This is a genomic window from Xanthomonas graminis pv. graminis, from assembly GCF_030168915.1.
Taxonomy (GTDB): Bacteria; Pseudomonadota; Gammaproteobacteria; order Xanthomonadales; family Xanthomonadaceae; genus Xanthomonas_A; species Xanthomonas_A translucens.
On record NZ_CP076255.1, the window covers coordinates 2,270,886 to 2,288,994 of the forward strand.

General features: G+C 67.6%; 18 protein-coding genes. 4 read left to right on the forward strand and 14 right to left on the reverse strand.

Annotated elements, in window-relative coordinates:
- Positions 1–59: 59 nt before the first annotated feature.
- The 13 genes from KHF85_RS09930 to KHF85_RS09990 form a co-directional block, all read right to left on the reverse strand.
- The gene (locus KHF85_RS09930; protein ID WP_284569424.1) at positions 60–1,244 is read right to left on the reverse strand and encodes a flagellin; all 1,185 of its coding nucleotides are present in this window, start codon (positions 1,242–1,244) and stop codon (positions 60–62) included.
- Positions 1,245–1,577: 333 nt separating this feature from the next.
- Positions 1,578–2,783, reverse strand: a complete 1,206-nt coding sequence (gene flgL / locus KHF85_RS09935; RefSeq protein WP_053837800.1) for a flagellar hook-associated protein FlgL — start codon at positions 2,781–2,783, stop codon at positions 1,578–1,580.
- Positions 2,780–4,654, reverse strand: a complete 1,875-nt coding sequence (gene flgK, locus KHF85_RS09940) for a flagellar hook-associated protein FlgK (RefSeq protein ID WP_284569425.1) — start codon at positions 4,652–4,654, stop codon at positions 2,780–2,782. Before flgK ends, flgL begins: the two co-directional genes overlap by 4 nt.
- An 11-nt stretch (positions 4,655–4,665) precedes the next feature.
- Positions 4,666–5,904 (reverse strand): flagellar assembly peptidoglycan hydrolase FlgJ, encoded by a 1,239-nt coding sequence (gene flgJ, locus KHF85_RS09945; protein ID WP_284569426.1) that lies wholly within the window; start codon positions 5,902–5,904, stop codon positions 4,666–4,668.
- 1 nt (position 5,905) lies between these two features.
- A complete protein-coding gene (locus KHF85_RS09950; protein WP_004425614.1) occupies positions 5,906–7,024 on the reverse strand; it encodes a flagellar basal body P-ring protein FlgI in 1,119 nt (372 codons plus the stop codon).
- Between the two features lie 8 nt (positions 7,025–7,032).
- A complete protein-coding gene (gene flgH, locus KHF85_RS09955; protein ID WP_053837796.1) occupies positions 7,033–7,734 on the reverse strand; it encodes a flagellar basal body L-ring protein FlgH in 702 nt (233 codons plus the stop codon).
- A gap of 26 nt (positions 7,735–7,760) precedes the next feature.
- Positions 7,761–8,546 carry a flagellar basal-body rod protein FlgG gene (gene flgG, locus KHF85_RS09960; RefSeq protein WP_004427262.1) on the reverse strand — a complete coding sequence of 262 codons (786 nt, stop codon included), beginning with the start codon at positions 8,544–8,546 and terminating at the stop codon, positions 7,761–7,763.
- A 117-nt stretch (positions 8,547–8,663) separates the two neighbouring features.
- Positions 8,664–9,419, reverse strand: coding sequence for a flagellar basal body rod protein FlgF (locus KHF85_RS09965; RefSeq protein ID WP_053837795.1), 756 nt, complete (start codon positions 9,417–9,419; stop codon positions 8,664–8,666).
- A gap of 139 nt (positions 9,420–9,558) precedes the next feature.
- Entirely contained in the window at positions 9,559–10,782 is a 1,224-nt protein-coding gene (gene flgE / locus KHF85_RS09970; RefSeq protein ID WP_284569427.1) for a flagellar hook protein FlgE, read from the reverse strand.
- 25 nt (positions 10,783–10,807) lie between these two features.
- On the reverse strand, positions 10,808–11,482 hold the full coding sequence (locus KHF85_RS09975; RefSeq protein WP_004425623.1) for a flagellar hook capping FlgD N-terminal domain-containing protein: 675 nt from the start codon (positions 11,480–11,482) through the stop codon (positions 10,808–10,810).
- Positions 11,483–11,522: 40 nt separating this feature from the next.
- Complete coding sequence (gene flgC, locus KHF85_RS09980; RefSeq protein WP_004425624.1) at positions 11,523–11,930, reverse strand: flagellar basal body rod protein FlgC; 408 nt, start codon at positions 11,928–11,930, stop codon at positions 11,523–11,525.
- Between the two features lie 2 nt (positions 11,931–11,932).
- Positions 11,933–12,337, reverse strand: a complete 405-nt coding sequence (gene flgB / locus KHF85_RS09985; RefSeq protein ID WP_284569428.1) for a flagellar basal body rod protein FlgB — start codon at positions 12,335–12,337, stop codon at positions 11,933–11,935.
- A gap of 151 nt (positions 12,338–12,488) precedes the next feature.
- Entirely contained in the window at positions 12,489–13,433 is a 945-nt protein-coding gene (locus tag KHF85_RS09990; RefSeq protein WP_004425629.1) for a chemotaxis protein, read from the reverse strand.
- 117 nt (positions 13,434–13,550) lie between these two features.
- On the opposite strand from KHF85_RS09990, the gene flgA reads away from it, so the two are divergent.
- The 4 genes from flgA to KHF85_RS10010 all read left to right on the forward strand — a co-directional run bounded on the left by flgA (position 13,551) and on the right by KHF85_RS10010 (position 16,272).
- The gene (gene flgA, locus KHF85_RS09995; protein ID WP_284569429.1) at positions 13,551–14,195 is read left to right on the forward strand and encodes a flagellar basal body P-ring formation chaperone FlgA; all 645 of its coding nucleotides are present in this window, start codon (positions 13,551–13,553) and stop codon (positions 14,193–14,195) included.
- Positions 14,196–14,261: 66 nt separating this feature from the next.
- Positions 14,262–14,579: a flagellar biosynthesis anti-sigma factor FlgM gene (gene flgM / locus KHF85_RS10000; protein ID WP_284569430.1), complete on the forward strand. Its 318-nt coding sequence runs from the start codon at positions 14,262–14,264 to the stop codon at positions 14,577–14,579.
- The gene (locus KHF85_RS10005; protein ID WP_409976685.1) at positions 14,576–14,920 is read left to right on the forward strand and encodes a flagellar protein FlgN; all 345 of its coding nucleotides are present in this window, start codon (positions 14,576–14,578) and stop codon (positions 14,918–14,920) included. The genes flgM and KHF85_RS10005 overlap by 4 nt, the downstream gene beginning before the upstream one ends.
- 122 nt (positions 14,921–15,042) lie before the next feature.
- On the forward strand, positions 15,043–16,272 hold the full coding sequence (locus KHF85_RS10010) for an ATP-binding protein (RefSeq protein ID WP_053834050.1): 1,230 nt from the start codon (positions 15,043–15,045) through the stop codon (positions 16,270–16,272).
- A gap of 109 nt (positions 16,273–16,381) precedes the next feature.
- On the opposite strand, the gene KHF85_RS10015 is transcribed toward KHF85_RS10010, so the two are convergent.
- A complete protein-coding gene (locus KHF85_RS10015) occupies positions 16,382–18,106 on the reverse strand; it encodes an EAL domain-containing protein (RefSeq protein WP_284569431.1) in 1,725 nt (574 codons plus the stop codon).
- Between the last annotated feature and the right edge of the window lie 3 nt (positions 18,107–18,109).

The following is an 18,109-nucleotide window of genomic DNA, read 5'->3' on the forward strand; positions in this document are numbered from 1 at the left end:
ACAGCGCTAATCAGGTCCTTGCGGAGGGGCTTCTCGTCGTACCAGTGTCGAGCGGGCTGTTACTGCAGCAGGCTCAGCACGCTCTGCGGGGCCGACTTGGCCTGCGCCAGCATCGCGGTACCGGCCTGTTGCAGGATCTGCGTACGGGTCAGTTCGGCCGTTGCCTTGGCATAATCGGTGTCGGCGATGCGGCTGCGCGAGGCCGACAGATTTTCCGAGGTCGTGCTCAGGTTGGCGATGGTGGAGGTGAAGCGGTTCTGGATCGCACCCATGTCGGCGCGCGAGGAGTTGACCGAGGTCAGCGCCTTGTCGACGATTTCCAGTGCACGCTGCGCGCCGGAGAAGGTGGAGATGTCCAGGTCGGTCAGGGTGTTGGTGGTGCCGGCGGTGGAGGCGGCCGTTGCGGCGATGCCGGCGTTGCTGAAGGTGACGCCGGTGGCGCCGGTGGCCGAGCCTGCGGTGAAGGAAAAGTCCTTGCCCGCCTTCAGCGACTCCAGCTTCAACGCGCCGGTGGTGCTGTCGACCGAAGCGTAGACGCCGGTCTGGTCCAGTTTGTCGTTGATCGCGGAGGCGATCTTCTTGGAGATGTCGCTGCCGCTGTCGCCGATGGCGACGGCCACCGAGGCGATGCTGGTGCCGTTGACCGAGATGCCGGAGAAGCTGCCGCTGGCGGTCGCGGTGCCGGAGGCCAGGGCGGCCGAACCGGTCTGGGTGGCGGCGAAGCCGGCCTTGCCGAGCGAATCGACGTTGGCATCGACGATGCTGCTCACGCCGATGGTCTGGCCGGCATCGGCACCGACCTGGAACAGCGCGCCGGAGAACGAGCCGTTCAGCAGCTTGGTGCCGTTGAAGCTGGTCTGGTTGGCGACGCGGTCGATTTCCGAGGTCAGCTGCTTGACTTCCGAGTTCAGCGCCTCGCGGTCGGTGTCGGAGTTGGTGGCGTTCGACGACTGCACCGACAGCTCGCGGATACGCTGCAGGTTGTTGCCGATTTCGACCATCGCGCCTTCCGCGGTCTGGGCCAGCGAGATGCCGTCGTTGGCGTTGCGCGAGGCGACGTCCAGGCCGCGGATCTGGGTGGTGAAGCGCTCTGAGATCGCCAGACCGGCGGCGTCGACCGAGGCGCTGGTGATGCGCTTGCCCGATGACAGCTGCTGGATGGTCAGTGCCAGGCTGGCGCTGTTGGAGCTGAGGTTACGCTGAGCGTTCAGCGACATTACGTTGGTGTTGATTACCTGTGCCATTTTGATATCTCCTCTAAGCGATTTATCCGGCAACCGATCGGTGCCTGGAGCCTCCGCAGGGGGGCCATCAATTGGCCGTTGCCGCTGCTGAGATAAGTAACGGCGCGATGTCAATAACCTTTAGCGATTCGCTGCGGAAATTATCGCGATGCGGCGAACCGGTAGCCTGTGGCACTCGCGGCGAAGAGCTTGTTTCGGCCGCGCTTTGCCAAACTTTAGCGATCCGCAGGTGACGCTACCAGGCCCCGGCAGCGATGACGAACTCGGTATAACGCAAAAGGCCCGGAGGCGTTGCCGCGCCCCGGGCCTTCGCTTATAGAGTGGAATCGGGATTCAGCGGATCATGTTGAACAGCGACATCGACTGCATTCGGGTGAAGATGGTCTGCGCCGACTTGAGCGCGGCCTGTTCCAGCTGGTACTGGCCGATCGCGTCGGCGTAGTCCAGGTCGCGCAGCGAGGACAGGGTGGTCTTCAGCGTCACTTCGTTGGATTCGCGCAACTCGGCGGCGTTGTCGAGCGCGGCCAGTTGCGCCCCGCCCGATGCTCGCGCGTCGATCATCTTCGACGAGGCCTGGCTGATGTCGCGCATCGACGACTGCAAGGTGTTCTGCAGGGAGGCCTTGTCGCTTGCGGTCAGCGGGTCGGTGCTCAGCGCATTGACCAGGGTGGTGATGGTGGAGAACACGTCCTTGTTGGTCGAGGCGCCGATCTGGAAGCTGTCGCCGGCCGCCGGCGCGCCGTCCAGGCGCATCTTCAGGCCGGCGAAGCTGAGGGTCTCGCCGGCGGCATAGGTGCCGGTCTTGACCACGCTGCCCGTGTTGTCGCGCACTTCATAGGTGTCGGTGGCGGTGAAGGCGACGCTGTAGCTGCTGCCGTTCCAGCCGCCAGTGCCGGAGTCGCGGCTGAAGTCCAGCAACAGGCCGGTACCGGTGTTGGTGCTGGCCGGATGCGCATCGACGGTGCCGTCGCCGGTGCGGATGCGCATGAAGATCTCGCTGCCGGGCAGGGCGTCGGCGACCTGGGTGTCGGCGGCCACTTCCACGCTGCGCTGGGTCTGGTCGCCGCTGTAGACGACGTTGCCGTTGACCACCGCGAAGGGCGCGGCGTCGTCGGCGGCGCCGGCGAACAGGTAGCGGCCGCTCCCGTCGGTGCTGTTGGACAGGCTGAGCAGGCTGCCGTGCAGCGACTTGAGTTCGGAGGCGATCGCCTTGCGGTCGTCGGTGGTCAGCGCCGAGCTGTTCGCTTCCACCGTCAACTCGCTGACCCGTGCCATCAGGTCGCCGGCCTGGGACAAGGTATTCTCCTGCAGGCCCAGGCGATTTTGCACATTGTTGGCGTTCTGGCCGAAACGCTCCAGTTCGGCCACTGCGCGGTCCAGGTTGACCGCGGTGCCGGAAGCGACCGGATCGTCGGCGGCGGTGACCAGGCGCTGGCCGGTCGCCAGCTGCTGCTCCAGGTGCGAGATCTTGGCCTGCTTGCCGAGCATGGTGCTGACCGACTGGCTGAACATCATGCCGGTGGAAATACGGTTGCTCATCGGATCGCACCCAGGATGGACTGGAACATCGTGTCGGCGGTGGAGATCAACTGCGAGGCGGCCTGGTAGGCCTGCTGCAGGCGCAACATGTCCGAGGCTTCCTCGTCCAGGTTGACGCCGGAGACCGAGTCGCGCGCGTCCTGCGCGCTGGTGTGGATCACGTCCTGCGCGTCTGCGGCGTAGGTCGCCTGCCGCGCGGCCGAGCCGATCGTGGTGGTCAACCCGGACACCGCGCCGTTGAGGGTGATGGTGCCGCCGTTGAACGCCTTGGCATCGTCCAGGTTGGACAGGGTCAGGGCGTTGCCGTTGTTGCTGGAGCCTGCACCGGTGGGCTTCACCGCGAAGGTGTCGCCGGCGACCGGCGCGCCATCCAGGGTCATGCTCCAGCCGTTGGCGCTGATGGTTTGCCCGGCGGTATAGGTGAACGGGCCGGCGCCGTCGACGGTGTACTGGTTGGCGTCGATGAAGGCGATGCTGGCGGGCGTCAGCAAATTGGCGTTGCCGGCGTTGGTGGCGCGGACGTTGCTGACCTTGCCGGTGCCGAGGTTGTCCAGGTCGGCGCTGGCGGTGATCGGGGTGGCCGCGGCGATGCGCGACGGGTCGGTGATCGCCACCGCCAGGCCGGTGACCGCGTTGGCGGTGGGCTGCAGCAGGAACTTGTCGCCGGCCGCGCCGGTGCCGGACAGCTGCAGGCTCACGCCGTTGACCACGAACGGATCGGTGCTGCTGCCGCTGCCGGTCATGGCCACGCTGGCGCCGGTGTCGGCGCGGCTGGCGGTCCAGTTGCTGCCGTCGAACTTCAGCAGCAGGTTCTGCCCGTCGAGCTTGCTCAGGTCGCCGACGCTGGCGCTGAAGCTGGCGCTGCCGGTGTTGGCGGCGTTGGCGTTGACGTTGGGCGCGGACAGCGAGAAGAAATCGCTGCCGAGGTTGCCGTACAGGTCCACGCCGGCCTTGTGCTGCTGGTTGTAGCTGACCGCCAGGCCGGTGGCGATGCGGCCCATTTCGGCCTTGGTCGGATCCAGCACGTTGCTGCGGAACTCGATCAGGCCGCCGATCTGTCCGCCCAGCGCGCTGTTGCCCAGGCTGATGGTGGTGCCTTGCGCCTTCAGCGCGACCTGCAGGCGCCCGGGCTGGTAGGGATCGGTGACCGTGGTCAGGGTGGAGGCGGTGGTACCGACCACCAGCGCCTGGCCGCCGGCGGTATAGACGTTGATCGCGCCGCCGTCCTGCTGTACCGCGTTGCCGCCGGTGTAGCCGACCAACTGGGTGATCAGCGCATCGCGCCGGTCGAGCAGGTCCGGTGCGGCCGAGCTGGCGTCGCCGCCGATCTGGCCGTTGATCTTGGCGATCTCGCCGGCCAGGCGGTTGGCTTCGGTGGTGCCGGACAGCAGGCCGTTGTTGACCTCGTTGCCGAGCGCGTCCATCTGCCCGTTGAGCTGCTTGAAGCGGGTCACCAGCGAGTTGCCGTTGTCCAGCAGGTTCTGCCGGCTGGCGGTGGCCGAGGCGTTGGACGACAGCCCGGTGGTGGCGTCGAAGAAGTTCGACCACTGCCCGGAGATGTTGGTGGCTTTGTCGGAGAACAGCCCGTCGACGCGGTCGGACAGGCTCGACAGCTGCTTGAGCCGCGCCAGTTCGCCGCCGCTGTCCAGCAGCCGCGAGGTCGCCAACTGGTCGGCGACACGGGAAATGTCGGTGATCTTGGTGCCGTTGCCGATGTAGTCCGAGCCGTACTGGGTCGGCGTGGTGGTCGCAAACGACACGCGCTGGCGGCTGTAGCCGTCGGTGTTGATGTTGGCGACGTTGTGGCTCACCGTCGCCAGGGCGCGCTGGAAGGCGATGAGGGCGCTGGTGCCGGTGGAAAGGACGGACATGGGCGGCTACCTCAGCGCAACGCGCTGCTGGAGGGATCGGAGGTGCTGGCGAACGCGCGCTCGAGGCCGCTGGCGGCGGCGTTGCCGATCGCCGCGACAGCACGGTCGATGGTCGGGCCGCCGGCGATCGCGGCGATCTTGGCCGCGTAGGACGGATCGGTGGCGTAGCCGGCACGCTGCAGGCCCTGGGCGAAACCGCGGATGTTGGTGCCGGCATTGAGCGCCTGCTGGTAGCGCGGATTGGTCTTCAGCAGGCGCACGTAGTCGGCGAAGCTCTCGGCCGGCGAGGCGTAGGCGCGGAAATCGGCGGTCTGCGACTGCTTGACCCCATCGACGTACTCATGGGTGCCGGTGGTGACGCGCTCGCCGCTCCAGCCGGTGGCCTTGATCCCGAACAGGTTGTTGGAGCTGGCGCCGTCGCCGCGGGAAATGCCGCGGCGTCCCCAGCCGGTCTCCAGCGCGGCCTGCGCGACCAGCGCCCGCGCATCCACGCCCAGTTCCTTGGCGGCCTTCTGCGCGTGGGTCCAGATCTGCGCGACGAAGCCTTCCGGGGTGCGCTCGCCGAGGCTGGCCGCGGCGGCCTTGGCGGCGGCGGTGGCGCTGGCGTCGATGCTGCTGCTGGCGTCGGCGCCTGCCGTCGCCGCCAGATCCGACCAGCGGTCGTCGGCGCCGGTCCACGCCACGCTGGCGCTGCCGTCGGCCGGGTTGCTGCCGATCGCGTCGTGCATGGCGCTGGTCTCGCGGCCAGCGATCAGGTCGAGCACGCGCGCGATCTGGTGCTGCGGCGCATCCCCCGCGTCCATGCCGCGCCAGGCGCCGGCGCCAACCGCGGCACCGGTATCGGCCAGCGCTGCGGCGCCAGCGGTCGCCGGATTGCCGGCGGCGCCGCCCTGGGCGGATACCAGCGAATACGCCTTGGCCGCCTGCGCGGCACCGATCGAGGCGGCACCGATGGACGTGTTGGTGGCCGGTGCGTCGGCGCTTTTGCCGCCGCCCAGCTGCTTGGCGATCATCCCCGCCAGGCCCAGCCCCTTGCCCTCGGTCAGCGCCTTGGCCATCTGCTTGTCGTACATGTCGCGAAACGTCTGGTTCTCGCCCGGGAACAGGGAATCGCCAAAGCTGGCGTCGCGCATGCTCTTCACGAGCAGGTTCGCGAACTGTCCTTCCAACTGGCGCGACACCTTGTCAATCCGCGCGGGATCGTTCTGGGTGGTCGGGTTCAGTTCGATGGGAGAGGCCGAGATACGCATGTCAGATCACCTCCAGCTCCGCGCTCAGCGCGCCGGCCTGCTTCAGTGCTTCCAGGATCGCGATCAGGTCGCCCGGCGCGGCGCCGACTTCGTTGACCGCGCGCACGATCTGGTCCAGCGAGGTGCCGCCCTCGAACTTGAACATGCGGCTGCCTTCGTTGGTGGCGGTGATGGTCGATTTCGGCGCAGCCACGGTCTGGCCGTTGCTCAGTGCGTTGGGCTGGCTGACCTGGGTGCCTTCGCTGATGGTCACGGTCAGCGAGCCGTGCGAGATCGCCGCCGGGCTGACCCGTACCTGCGCGCCGATGACCACGGTGCCGGTGCGGGCGTTGACCACCACCTTGGCCGGCGCCGCGCCCGGCGACAGTTCCACGTTCTCGATCCGCGCCAGCAGGCCGATGCGCGCGCTCGGGTCGGTGGGCGAGCGCACCGCGACGGTGCCGCCATCGACCGCATGCGCGCTGCCCGGGCCGAAGGTGCTCTCCAGCGCCGCGACCATCCGCGACACCGTGGTGAAATCGTTCTGGTGCAGGTTCAGGGTGATCTCGCCGCTGCTGCCGAACACGTCCGGCAGCGCACGCTCCACCGTCGCGCCGTTGGGGATGCGGCCGACGCTGGGCACGTTGACCGAGATCCGCGAGCCGTCCTTGCCCTGCGCGCCGAAGCCGCCGACGATCAGGCTGCCCTGGGCGATCGCGTAGACCTGGCCGTCGGCGCCCTTCAGCGGCGCCATCAGCAGCGAGCCGCCGCGCAGCGACACCGCGTTGCCGATCGAGGACACGGTGATGTCGATCGGCTGGCCGGGCTTGGCGAACGGCGGCAGTTCGGCGTGGATCGCGACCGCGGCCACGTTCTTCAGCTGCGGATTGACGTTCGACGGCACGTTGACGCCCAGTTCGCCAAGCATGTTCTTCAGGCTCTGCACGGTGAAGGGCGCCTGGCTGGTGCGGTCGCCGCTGCCGTCCAGGCCGACCACCAGGCCGTAGCCGACCAGCGCGTTGCCGCGCACGCCGCCGACCTGGGCCAGGTCCTTGATGCGTTCGGCGGCGGCCGGGGCGGCCACGCCGGCGCACAGCGCGAACGCGGCGAGCAGGCGGCAGGACAGGGACAGAAGGTTCATGGTGGGCCTCAGTACGGCGAAATGCGCGAGTTGAAGAAGCGGCTCAGCCAGCCCATCGCGTTGGATTGGGCGACGGCGCCGCGACCGCCGTAGGCGATCCGCGCGTCGGCGACCTTGCTGGAAGGAATGGTGTTGTCCGGGGAGATGTCGGCGGCGCGGACGATGCCTTGCACCTGCACCAGCTCGTCGCCCTGGTTCAGGCGCAGGTTCTTCTGCCCCTGGATCACCAGGTTGCCGTTGGGCAAACGCTGCATCACCGTCACGGTGATGCTGCCCTGCATATTGTTGCTCTGCGCGGTGTTGCCCTTGCCGGCGAAGCTGCGGTCGCCGCTGGTGGAATTGTTGAGCACGTTGACGCCGTTGATCGTCAGCGGCGCGCCGAGCAGGGTCGGCGTGGCCATCGTCACCGCGTCCTTCTTGGTGATGCTGGTGTTGGCGGTGGTGCTGGCGTTGGTGCTTTCGACCAGGGTGATGGTCAGCAGGTCGCCGACGTCGCGCGCGCGCCGGTCCGAATACAGCGACAGGCCTGGGCCGGCGGCATAGATCGCGCCGGCGCTGGGCGGCGCGGCCTGCGCCACCACCGGCACGATCGGCGCCATCGGCGCGTACGGGCGCACGTCGCCGGCGGCGACGCCGAGGCCGGCGCAGCCGCCGAGCAGCACGGGCAGGAGCAGCGCAGCGGTGAGAGAGAGGGAGGACAGACGCGACATGGCGGTTTCCAGAAGAAGTGTCGGGATCAGACGTTGTTGTTCAGATAGCCGAGCATCGAATCGGTGGTGGAGATCGCCTTGGCGTTCATCTCGTAGGCGCGCTGGGTCTCGATCATGCTGACCAGCTCCTCGACCACGTTGACGTTGCTGCCTTCCAGCGAGGCCTGCACGGTGGTGCCGAGGCCATTGAGGCCGGGCGTGCCGTTCTGCGCCGGGCCGGAGGCCGCGGTTTCCGCGTACAGGTTGCCGCCCTTGGCCTGCAGGCCCGAGGGATTGATGAAGTCGCTCAGCGTCAACGAACCGATCTCCAGCGCCGCGGCGGTGCCGGCGACCTGCACGCTGACCGTGCCGTCGGTACCGATGGTCAGCGACTGCGCGCCTTCCGGGACCTGGATGCCGGGCTGCACCGCATAGCCGCTGTTGGTCACCAGCTCGCCCTGCGAATTGATCTGAAAGCTGCCGTCGCGGGTGTAGGCCGTGGTGCCGTCGGGCATCTGCACTTCGAAGAAGCCGCGGCCGTTGACCATCACGTCCAGCGCGCGCCCGGTCTGCTGCGGATTGCCCTGCTCGAAGTCCTTGGAGGTGGACACCACGCGCACGCCGGTACCCAGCTGCAGGCCGGAGGGCAACTGCGTCTGCGCCGACGTCGCGCCGCCAGGCTGACGCACCTGTTGGTACAGCAGGTCCTCGAAGCTGGCGCGATCGCGCTTGAAGCCGGTGGTGTTGGTGTTGGCCAGGTTGTTGGACACGACCGACATGCGCGTCTGCTGCGCATCCAGTCCGGTCTTGGCGACCCACAAAGCCTGATTCATGACCCGATTCCTCTGATGGTGGCCCCGAGATCCGCGAGGGGCAGGGGGACTGATGCATGTGCCGTGCCACAAATGCGCCGGCTTGTCGGCGGCGGCGGCACGGCGCGCGTAATTGGCTTAGCCGTTCAGGCGCAGCAAGGTGTTGGCCGACTGCGCGTTCTCGTCGCCGTGCTTGATCACCTTGATCTGCATCTCGAACTGGCGCTGCAGCTGGATCATCTGCACCAGCGCGCCTGCCGCATCGACGTTGCTGCCTTCAAGCGCGCCGGTGTGGACCGCGCTGCCGGTGGCCAGGGCGAACGCCTGGGTGGGGTCGTCGCTGATATTGCGCATCAGCCCGTCCGGACGGCGTTCCAGGCGCTCGGCCGGCGCCTGCACCACCTTCATCTTGCCGACCACGGCCATCGCCTGCGGGCCTTCGCCCAGCGGCACGATCGACACCGAGCCGTCCTCGCCGATCTCCAGCGACTGGTGCGGCGGGATCGCCATCGGATTGCCCTGGTCGTCGAGCACCGCGCGGCCGCTGGAGGTGACCAGCTGGCCGTTCGGGGTCACCGCCAGCTCGCCGCCGCGCGTGTAGGCCTCCTTGCCGTCGCTGGCCTGGACTGCCAGCCAGTTGTCGGCGCTGAGCGAGACGTCCAGCGCATTGCCGGTCACCTGCTGCGCGCCGACGTCGCGGTTGAAGCCCTGGTCGATGTGCAGCGCATCGATCCGCGACGGATAACCGGCGCCCTTGATGGGGAATGCCTCGGTATTGGCCAACGCCGCCTTGAAACCGGCGGTATCGACGTTGGCAAGATTGTGCGACACCGTGCCCTGCGCCTGCAGCGAAGCGCGGGCGCCGGTCATGGCGACGTAGAGTGCTTTGTCCATCTGGAGCTCCTGGGAGCCGGGACCGGGGACCGGGGACCGGGGACCCGGAAAAGCGTGGAAGTCGGCGCGCCGACGCTACTGCGCCGCCGCTGCTGCCCTCGCTTTTCCGGGTCCCCGGTCCCCGGTCCCGACATCACCATCAACGAATATTGATGATGGTCTGAGTGACCTGATCCTGGGTCGAGATCATCTGCGAGTTGGCCTGGAAGTTGCGCTGCGCGACGATCATGTTGACCAGCTGTTCGGTGAGGTCCACGGTGGAGGCTTCCAGCGCGCCGGACTGCACGCTACCGAAATCCGAGGTTCCCGGCGCGCCGGTGCGGGCATTGCCCGAGGCCGAGCTTTCCGCCCACACGTTGTCGCCGAGCGAGCTCAGCCCCTGCGGGTTGACGAAGTTGGTCATCGCCACCTGGCCCAGCGCCTTGTCGGCGTTGTTGGAATAGCGGGCGAAGACCACGCCGTTGGCGTCGATGCTGATCGAGTTGAGCTTGCCGCTGGCGTAGCCGTCCTGGCGCGCGTCGCGCAGCGCGAACGCCTCGCCGTACTGGGTCGAGCCGCTCACGTCCAGGGTCAGGTTGAGGGTGCCGGCGCCGGTGCTGGGGGTGAACGTGCTCAGCGCAATCTTGCCGTCGGCGGGCGTGGTGAGCTTGCCGTTGCCGTCGAACTGGATCGTGCTCGGGGTGCCGACCGCAGTGCCGTCGACATAGTTGTGCACCTGCCATTCGTTGGCGTTGCCGGTCTTGACGAAATACGAGGTCTGGGTATGGCTGACGCCCAGCGAGTCGTAAACGGTGATGCCGCCGGTGGAATGGTTGTAGCTGTTGGCGTCGCTCGGGCTGAAGGTGGCGACGGTCGGGGTCTTGGCGTTGCCGGGCAGGGTGAACATCAGGTTCACCGTTTCGCTCTGCTTGGGCGAACTGTCGGTGGTCAGCAACTGCAGGTCGGTCAGCGTGCCGACCGCGAAGCCGTTGCCGTTGGCCGCCGGCGGGAACACCTGCAGCTTGGCGCCCTGCGGGTTGACCACGTAGCCGTTCTCGTCGGTCTGGAAGTTACCGGCGCGCGAGTAGACCTTGGCGCCGTTGTTGGTCAGGGTGAAGAAGCCGTCGCCGGAGATCGCCATGTCCAGGTTGCGCCCGGTCGGATCGACGTTGCCCTGCGAGAACTGCTGGGCGACGTTGCTGACACGCACGCCGGCGCCGATCGCGTTGCGCGCCAGGCCGTAGCCGGTGGCGGAGAACAGGTCGGCGAACTCGGCGCGCGATTCCTTGAAGCCGGTGGTGTTGACGTTGGCGATGTTGTTGGCGGTGACGTTGAGGTCGGAGTTGGCCGCTTTGATGCCGGACAGCGAAGTATTGAAACCCATGATGGACTCCTGTGGATTGGCCGGCTCAGCTGACGCGGAGCACGTTGGCGAGCGGGGCGGTGCCCAGCCCGGTCAGGTCGAGGTAGATGCCGTCCGAGCCGATGGTGGCGCTCTCGACCGGGGCCTGGACGTAGGTGGACAGCGCGGTATTGGTGCCCTTGCTGTCGGTAAGCGTGGCGCTGACGCCGTAGGTGCCGGGCGGCAGGCGGGTGCCGGCGCTGTTGGTGCCGTCCCAGCTGAAATTGACTTCGCCGGCCTTGCTGGCGTTGACGCTGATCTGCTTGACCGCGTTGCCGTTGGCGTCGCTGACGGTGAGGTTGACGATGCCGGCGCCGGGCGCGGCGATCACGCCGTTGGCGCCGCCGTCGCTGCCCAGCGGCATCGTCGCCGACGGCACCAGCACCTTGTGCCCGACCAGCTGCGCGCCGCGCAGGATCTGGTCGCTGCTCATCGAACTGGATAGCGCGGTCACGGTCTTGTTGAGGTCGCCGATGCCCTGCACGGTGGACAGCTGCGCCATCTGCGACACCATCTGGCTGTTGTCCATCGGCTTGAGCGGGTCCTGGTGCTGCAGCTGCTCGGTCATCAGCTTCAGGAAGTCGGCCTGGTTCAGCGACGACGACTTGTTGGCGGTGGTCTTGCCGGCGCTGGCGCCGGTCAAGCCGAGGCTGGAATAAATGTCGTTGGAAACGGTACTCATCGGTACGTCCTAGGCCCTAAGGCGGCGGGAGGGAGGGCGCTTAGCGGCCCATGGTCAAGGTGGCCAACGCCAGTTCCTTGGCGGTGTTGAGGACTTCCACGCCTGCCTGGTAATTGCGCGAGGCGGAGATCAGGTTGACCATCTGCGACACCGGGTCCACGTCCGGCGAATAGATGTAGCCGTCGGCATCGGCGAGCGGATGGCCGGGCTCGTAGCGCTTGATCGGCGGATCCTTGCTCTGGGTGATTTCCTTGACGTTGACCCCGGTCAAGCTGCTGTCGTGCGGGTTGCGCACGGCCTGGAAGATCGGCTCGATCGGCTTGTAGGCCGCTTCGGCCGAACCGGCCACCGAATCGGCGTTGGCCAGGTTGCTGGCGATGGTGCTTAGGCGCACCGACTGCGCCTGCAGCGCGGAGCCGGCGACATCGAAGATGGGCAGATTGCTCATGCTTATTGGCCTGTGATCGCGGTGAGCATGCTGCGCACCTTGGATTCGACGAAGCTCAGCGAGGCGCGGTACTCCAGCGCGGCGCGGCCATAGGCGGCGCGCTCGACGTCCGCATCGACGGTATTGCCGTCGAGGCTGGGCTGCTTGGCCTCGCGGGTGACCTGGAACGGGTTGAGCCCGTTGCCGCTGCCGCCGACCGCGATGTGGCGGCTGTCGGTGGCCTGCAGCTGGCTGCCGTCGCGCTGGCCTTGCGCGGCGCGCATCGCCGCGTCGAAATCCAGGTCCTGGGCCTTGTAGCCGGGCGTGTCCACATTGCTCAGGTTGCTGGCGATCAGCTTCATCCGTTGCTCGCGCAGCGGCAGGGCGTCGCCGTGGACACCTAGATAGGATGAAATCAGATTGGGCATGGCGCGCTCCCGAGGTTCGTTGCAGGAGTGCAGGCAAAGTCTGTGCCAGAACCGGGGTGCGCGCGCGGTGCGGCGCGGGGGAACGGCCTTCGCCAGTGCGGCGCAAGGCGTGCGGCTGCGGTGCCCGGCGTCGCCCGGGCACCGCGGAACGCTAGGCGGCCTGGGCCTCGGCGACCACTCGCAGCCGCGCCAGCACGTAGTCGGCCAGTTCGTGCGGGCTGTACTTGGCGACGAAGGCGTTGGCGCCGACGCGCTCGACCATGGCGTTGTTGAACACCCCCGACAGCGAGGTGTGCAGCAGCACATACAGGCCGGCCAGGCCGGGATGGCGCCGGATTTCCGTCGTCAGCGTATAGCCGTCCATGGCCGGCATCTCGATGTCGGAGATCACCATCGCATAGCGGTCGGCCGGATTCTCGCCGCCGGCGTGGATCTGCAAGAGATGGTCCAGCGCCTGGCGGCCGTCGGACAGCAGGGTGGCGCCGACCCCGAGCTGGTCGAGCACGCTGCGGATCTGCTGCCGCGCCACGCGCGAGTCGTCCACCACCAGTACCTGCAGCTGCGAGCCGATCAGTGCCAGCGCCGGGTCGATCTGTGCGTCGGTGCGGTTCTGGGCGATGTCGGCCAGTACGCTTTCCACGTCGATGACCTGGATCAGCTCGCCCTGGAAGCGGGTCACCGCGGTCAGATAGCTGGATTCGGCGCCCAGTTCCGGCGGCGGATGGATGTCTTCCACCGCGATGTTGACGATGCGCTCCACGCCGCTCACCAGGAAACCCTGCACCGAGCGGTTGAACTCGGTGACCACCAGGTAGCCGGGCGCCTTGTCGGCGTGCGTCTCGCGTTCCGGATGGCCGATCGCCAGGCCCAGATCGAGCACCGGCACCGAACGGCCGCGGACATCGGCGACCCCGGAGAATTGCAATGGCAGCCCCGGCACCTGGAACAGCTCCGGACGGCGCAGCACTTCCTGCACCTTGAAGACGTTCACGCCAAAAAGCTGACGGCCGCCCAGCCGGAACAGCAGCAGGGCAAGCCGATTGTGGCCCGCCAAGCGGGTGCGCTGGTCGATTCGGTTGAGCAGGTCATGAGACATGGGGTTCATATCGGCGCCCTCGCGGCGGAACTTGAGGCCGGGCTGCGGCAATGCGCCCGCGAATCGCGGCACGGGCTTTGCATGGCAATGGCGACACCTTCTATTGGAGCGACGGCCATGCGCCTGATCCTGTTAGTGGCCCTGCTGGCGGCGACGCCGGCCTGGGCCGCGGAATTCCAATCGGTGGACTCGATCCGCGCCGCAGCGCTGTCCACCCTTGGCGCCGATGCCGAAGCCGAGGCGACGCTGGACCCGTCGGTGCGCGTACCGCTGTGCCCGGTTTCGTTGCAGGCGCAGCCGACCGGGACCACGACAGTGGAAGTGAGTTGTCCGCGCGAGGCCGGCTGGCGCCTGTTCGTGCCGCTCAAGGTGCGGCGTCTGCAGAACGTGCTGGTGCTGGGCCGCGGGCTGGCCGCTGGGGAAACCGTCGGCGCCGCCGATATGGTCATCGAGAAGCGCGACGCGGCGCGCATCGTCGGTGCGGCAATGACCGATCCGGCGGCCGCGATCGGGCGGGTGGTGCGGCGCACGCTGCCGGCCGGCACGCTACTGTCGGCGAGCGATCTGGTCGCGCAGCGGCTGGTGCGGCGCGGCGACAATGTGGCACTGGTGGCGCGCAACGGGGGACTGGAAGTGCGCATGGCCGGGCGCGCATTGAGCGATGGCGGCGAGAACGAGCGGGTGACCGTCGAAAACCTGTCGTCGCGGCGGGTGGTTCAGGGGACCGTGTCACAAAATGGCGACGTTTTTGTGACGCGTTGAGATCTGGCCTAAAGTTCGTCGGTGTAGGGCCGTTACCTACACCGAACCCGTAGCAGGATCACCCACATGAGCCAGAAAATCGAAGGGAGCTTGCCCAGCCAGGCCACGCTCCGTACCACGGCCGTCAACACCAAGGCCGCCTCCGGTGCGTCCGAGGATGGACAGAACCGTGCGGTGGGCGCCACGGCCGCGACCGACAGCCTGCGCCTGACCGGCGAAGCGTCCGGCCTGCAGAGCCTGCAGCGCCAGCTGTCGGCAGCGCCGGCGGTGGACAGCAACCGGGTCGAGTCGGTGCGCAGCGCATTGCAGGGCGGCACCTACAAGATCAACCCGGACGCGATCGCCACCCGCATGCTCGATCTGGACCAGCAGCTAAGCGCATGAACATCTCCGTGACCAACCCCTTGCAACAGCTCAGCGACGCACTCGCCGGCGAACGGCAGGCGTTGTTGGATCACAACGTGGAAGGGCTGATGCAGGCCACCAGCGACAAGCTGGCGGCGCTGCGGGCGCTGGAGGCCGATGTGCCGGCCGGGGCCGAAGCCGAATCGCGGCTGCGCGAACTGGCCGACGCCAACCGTGCCAACGGCGCACTGCTGTCGCGGCGGCGGCGCGAAGTGAACTGGGCGCTGCGTCACCTGGGCCGCAGCGAAAGCGCGCCGTCCTACGATGCCAACGGCCAGTCCAGCACCTTACGCATGAGCCGCTCGCTGGCGATCGCCTAAGTCCCTGGCGACGCCAACGGCGTCGCCAGGCTCCAAGGCGACGTGGCGGTCAGCTGCCGTGTCCACGCTCCGATAATGGCATCGGCGTATATTGAGCGTCCGCTCGTTACCCGTTGCCTTTCGTGAATTTCGCCGATCCCGATTACACCGATACGGTGCCGTTGCCTTCGCGCAAAAGCCTGCTCGCCCTGAGCGAGCTGATCGACGAAGGCCTGGTGCTGTTTCGCGCCGACGGCCGCCTGCTGTTGGCCAATAGCGCCGCACGCGGCCACCTGTGCAATGCCGACGTCTTCGACGACTGCGCCCTGGGCGAGCGCCTGGCGCAGTGGCTGCCCAGCGATGCGCTGTCGCAGGCGCGCAGCCATGGCCGCTGGAGCGGCAGCCTGCCGACCGAAGAACACGTGGTGCTGGCGCACCTGTATTTCCATGCCGACGGCGACGATGGGCACTATCTGGTGCTGATCCAGGGCATCGAAGGCCAGCAGGACTACGAGCAGGAACTTCAGCAACGCCACGCCGAGCTGCGCCAGGCCTATCTGCGCCTCAATGGCGCGCAGGAAAAACTGCTGCAGTCGGAGAAGATGGCCTCGATCGGCCAGCTCGCCGCCGGCGTCGCGCACGAGATCAACAACCCGATCGGCTACGTGCATTCCAACCTGGGCAGCCTGCAGGAATACCTGCGCAGCCTGTTCACCCTGATCGAGGCCTACGAGCGCGCCCTGCGCGCGCCCGATCCGAAGGCGCTGATCCCGGAGATCGACGACATCCGCAACCGCTTCGACATCGACTTCATCAGCCGCGACCTGCCGCAGCTGATGGCCGAATCGCGCGAAGGCATCGAGCGGGTGACGCGCATCGTGCGCGACCTCAAGGACTTCTCGTATTCCGGCCGCGAGGAATCGTGGAAGCTGGTGGACCTGCATGCCGGGCTCGAGTCCACGATCAACATCATCTGGAACGAGCTCAAGTACAAGGTCACCCTGGACCGCCACTACGGCAACCTGCCGTTGGTCGAGTGCCTGCCGTCCGAGCTCAACCAGGTGTACATGAACCTGCTGCTCAACGCCGGCCAGGCGATCGGCGAGCGCGGCAGCATCGTGGTCAGCACCGGCCAGGACGGCGAGGAGGTCTGGATTGAGTTCAAGGACTCCGGCGCCGGCATTCCGGCGGACCTGCTGCAGCGCATCTTCGACCCCTTCTTCACCACCAAGCCGGTCGGCAGCGGCACCGGCCTGGGCCTGTCGATCTCCTACGGCATCATCAACAAGCACCATGGCCGCATCGACGTGACCAGCACCGTCGGCGAAGGCTCTTGTTTTCGCATCGTGATTCCGGTTAGGCAGCCGAAGTAAGGCCGGGACCGGGGACCCGGAAAAAGCGTCGATCCTGGCGTGGCGGCGTTGTCGTGCAGTTGCCCTTTGCTCTTCCGGGTTCCCGGTCCCCGGTCCCTGGTCCCCGATTTCAAGCCTGCCCATCCCGCCGCTGCTCATCATGCGTACGAAACGCCTGGCGGATGTGCTCGCGCAGTTCGTCGTCGTTCCATGGCTTGGTCAGGAAGCGGTAGATCGCGCCGCGGTTGATCGCGTCGGTGACCGTGGCCAGGTCGGTGTAGCCGGATAGCACCAGGCGGATGGTGTCGGGGTAGAGCATCTTGACCCGGCCCAGGAACTCGGTGCCGCTCATGTCGGACATGCGCTGGTCGGACAGGATCACCTGCACGTCGTTGGTGGCCAGCAGGTCGAAGGCGTCGCGCACGTTGCCGGCGGCCAGGATCCGGTAGCCGTCGCGGCGGAACAGGCGCACCAGCGAGCGCAGCACGTTCTCCTCGTCGTCGAGCAGCAGCAGGGTGCGGTCCGGGCGGGTCTCGGTGAACGATTCCGGACGCAGGTAGCGGCGCCGCAGCGCCATGCCCGCGGCCTCGGCCGACATCGGTTCGCCGAACAGGTAGCCCTGGAAGATGTCGCAGTCGTTGCGGCGCAGGAAGCCCAGCTGCGCCTGCGACTCCACGCCGTTGGCGATCACCACCATGCCCAGCTGATGGCCCATGGCGATGATGGCGCGGGCGATCGCCGCCTCGCGATTGCCGGCCGGCGCGCTCTTGATGAAGCTGCGGTCGATCTTCAGTTTGTCCACCGGATAGCGCACCAGCGCGCTGAGGCTGGAATCGCCGGTGCCGAAATTGTCCAGGCTCAGGCTGATGCCCTCGCGGCACAGGTTGGCCAGGGTTTCGTGGACGAAGTTGACGTTGTTGGTCAACGCGCTTTCGTTGATCTCCAGCACCATCATCTGCGGCGGCACGCCGGCCGCCTGCAGCGCCGACATCACTTCGTTGAAGAAGGTCGGGCGCAGCAGCTGCAGGGTGGAGACGTTGACCGAGATGGTGAAGTCGTCGAAGCCCTGGTCGCGCCACAGCCGCGCCTGGCGCAGCGCGCCCTCCATCACCCAGGTGCCGATCTGCACGATCACGCCCAAGCGCTCGGCGGTGCGCATGAACCGTTCCGGCACCAGGATGCCCAGCGTCGGCGACTGCCAGCGCAGCAGCGATTCCATGCCGACCACGCGGCCGTCGCGGGCGCTGACCATCGGCTGGTAGCGCAGGCGCAGCTCGCCGTTGGGGATCGCATCGACGATCTGCCGCGAGATGATGCTCTCGCTGTGTGCGCTGGGCGGGCCGTCGGCCGCGTACAGGCGCACCATGTTGCCGCCCTCGCGCGCGGCCTGGTAGACCGCGTCCTCGGCATAGTCAAGCAGCGTGGACAGGCGCGCGGAGTGTTCCGGGCACAGGCTCACGCCGATCTTGCCGGTCATGAACAAGGTGTAGGGCAGCACCGACAGCGGCAATTCGATCTGCTGCCGGACCTCCTCGGCGAAGGCCTCCGGCGGCGGCACGTCGGCGGTGCGCGGCACCGCCATGATCAGCTCGTCGCTGCCGTGGCGCCACAGCAGACCGCGCCCGCGCAGATGCGCCTGCAGCCGCTGCGCCAGCAGCGCCAACGCGTGGTCGCCGACTTCCGCGCTCATGTTCTCGTTGATCGAGGCGAAGTGGTCGATGTCGATGTGCAGCAGCATCACCCCCGGCCCGCCGGCCAGCGCCTCGGCGATCATGCCGGTCAGCGCCGGATGGCCTGCGCCCAGGCGCGACGGCAGTTCGTCGCCTTGCGGCACGGGGGCAGCGGGGTTCCACATCGT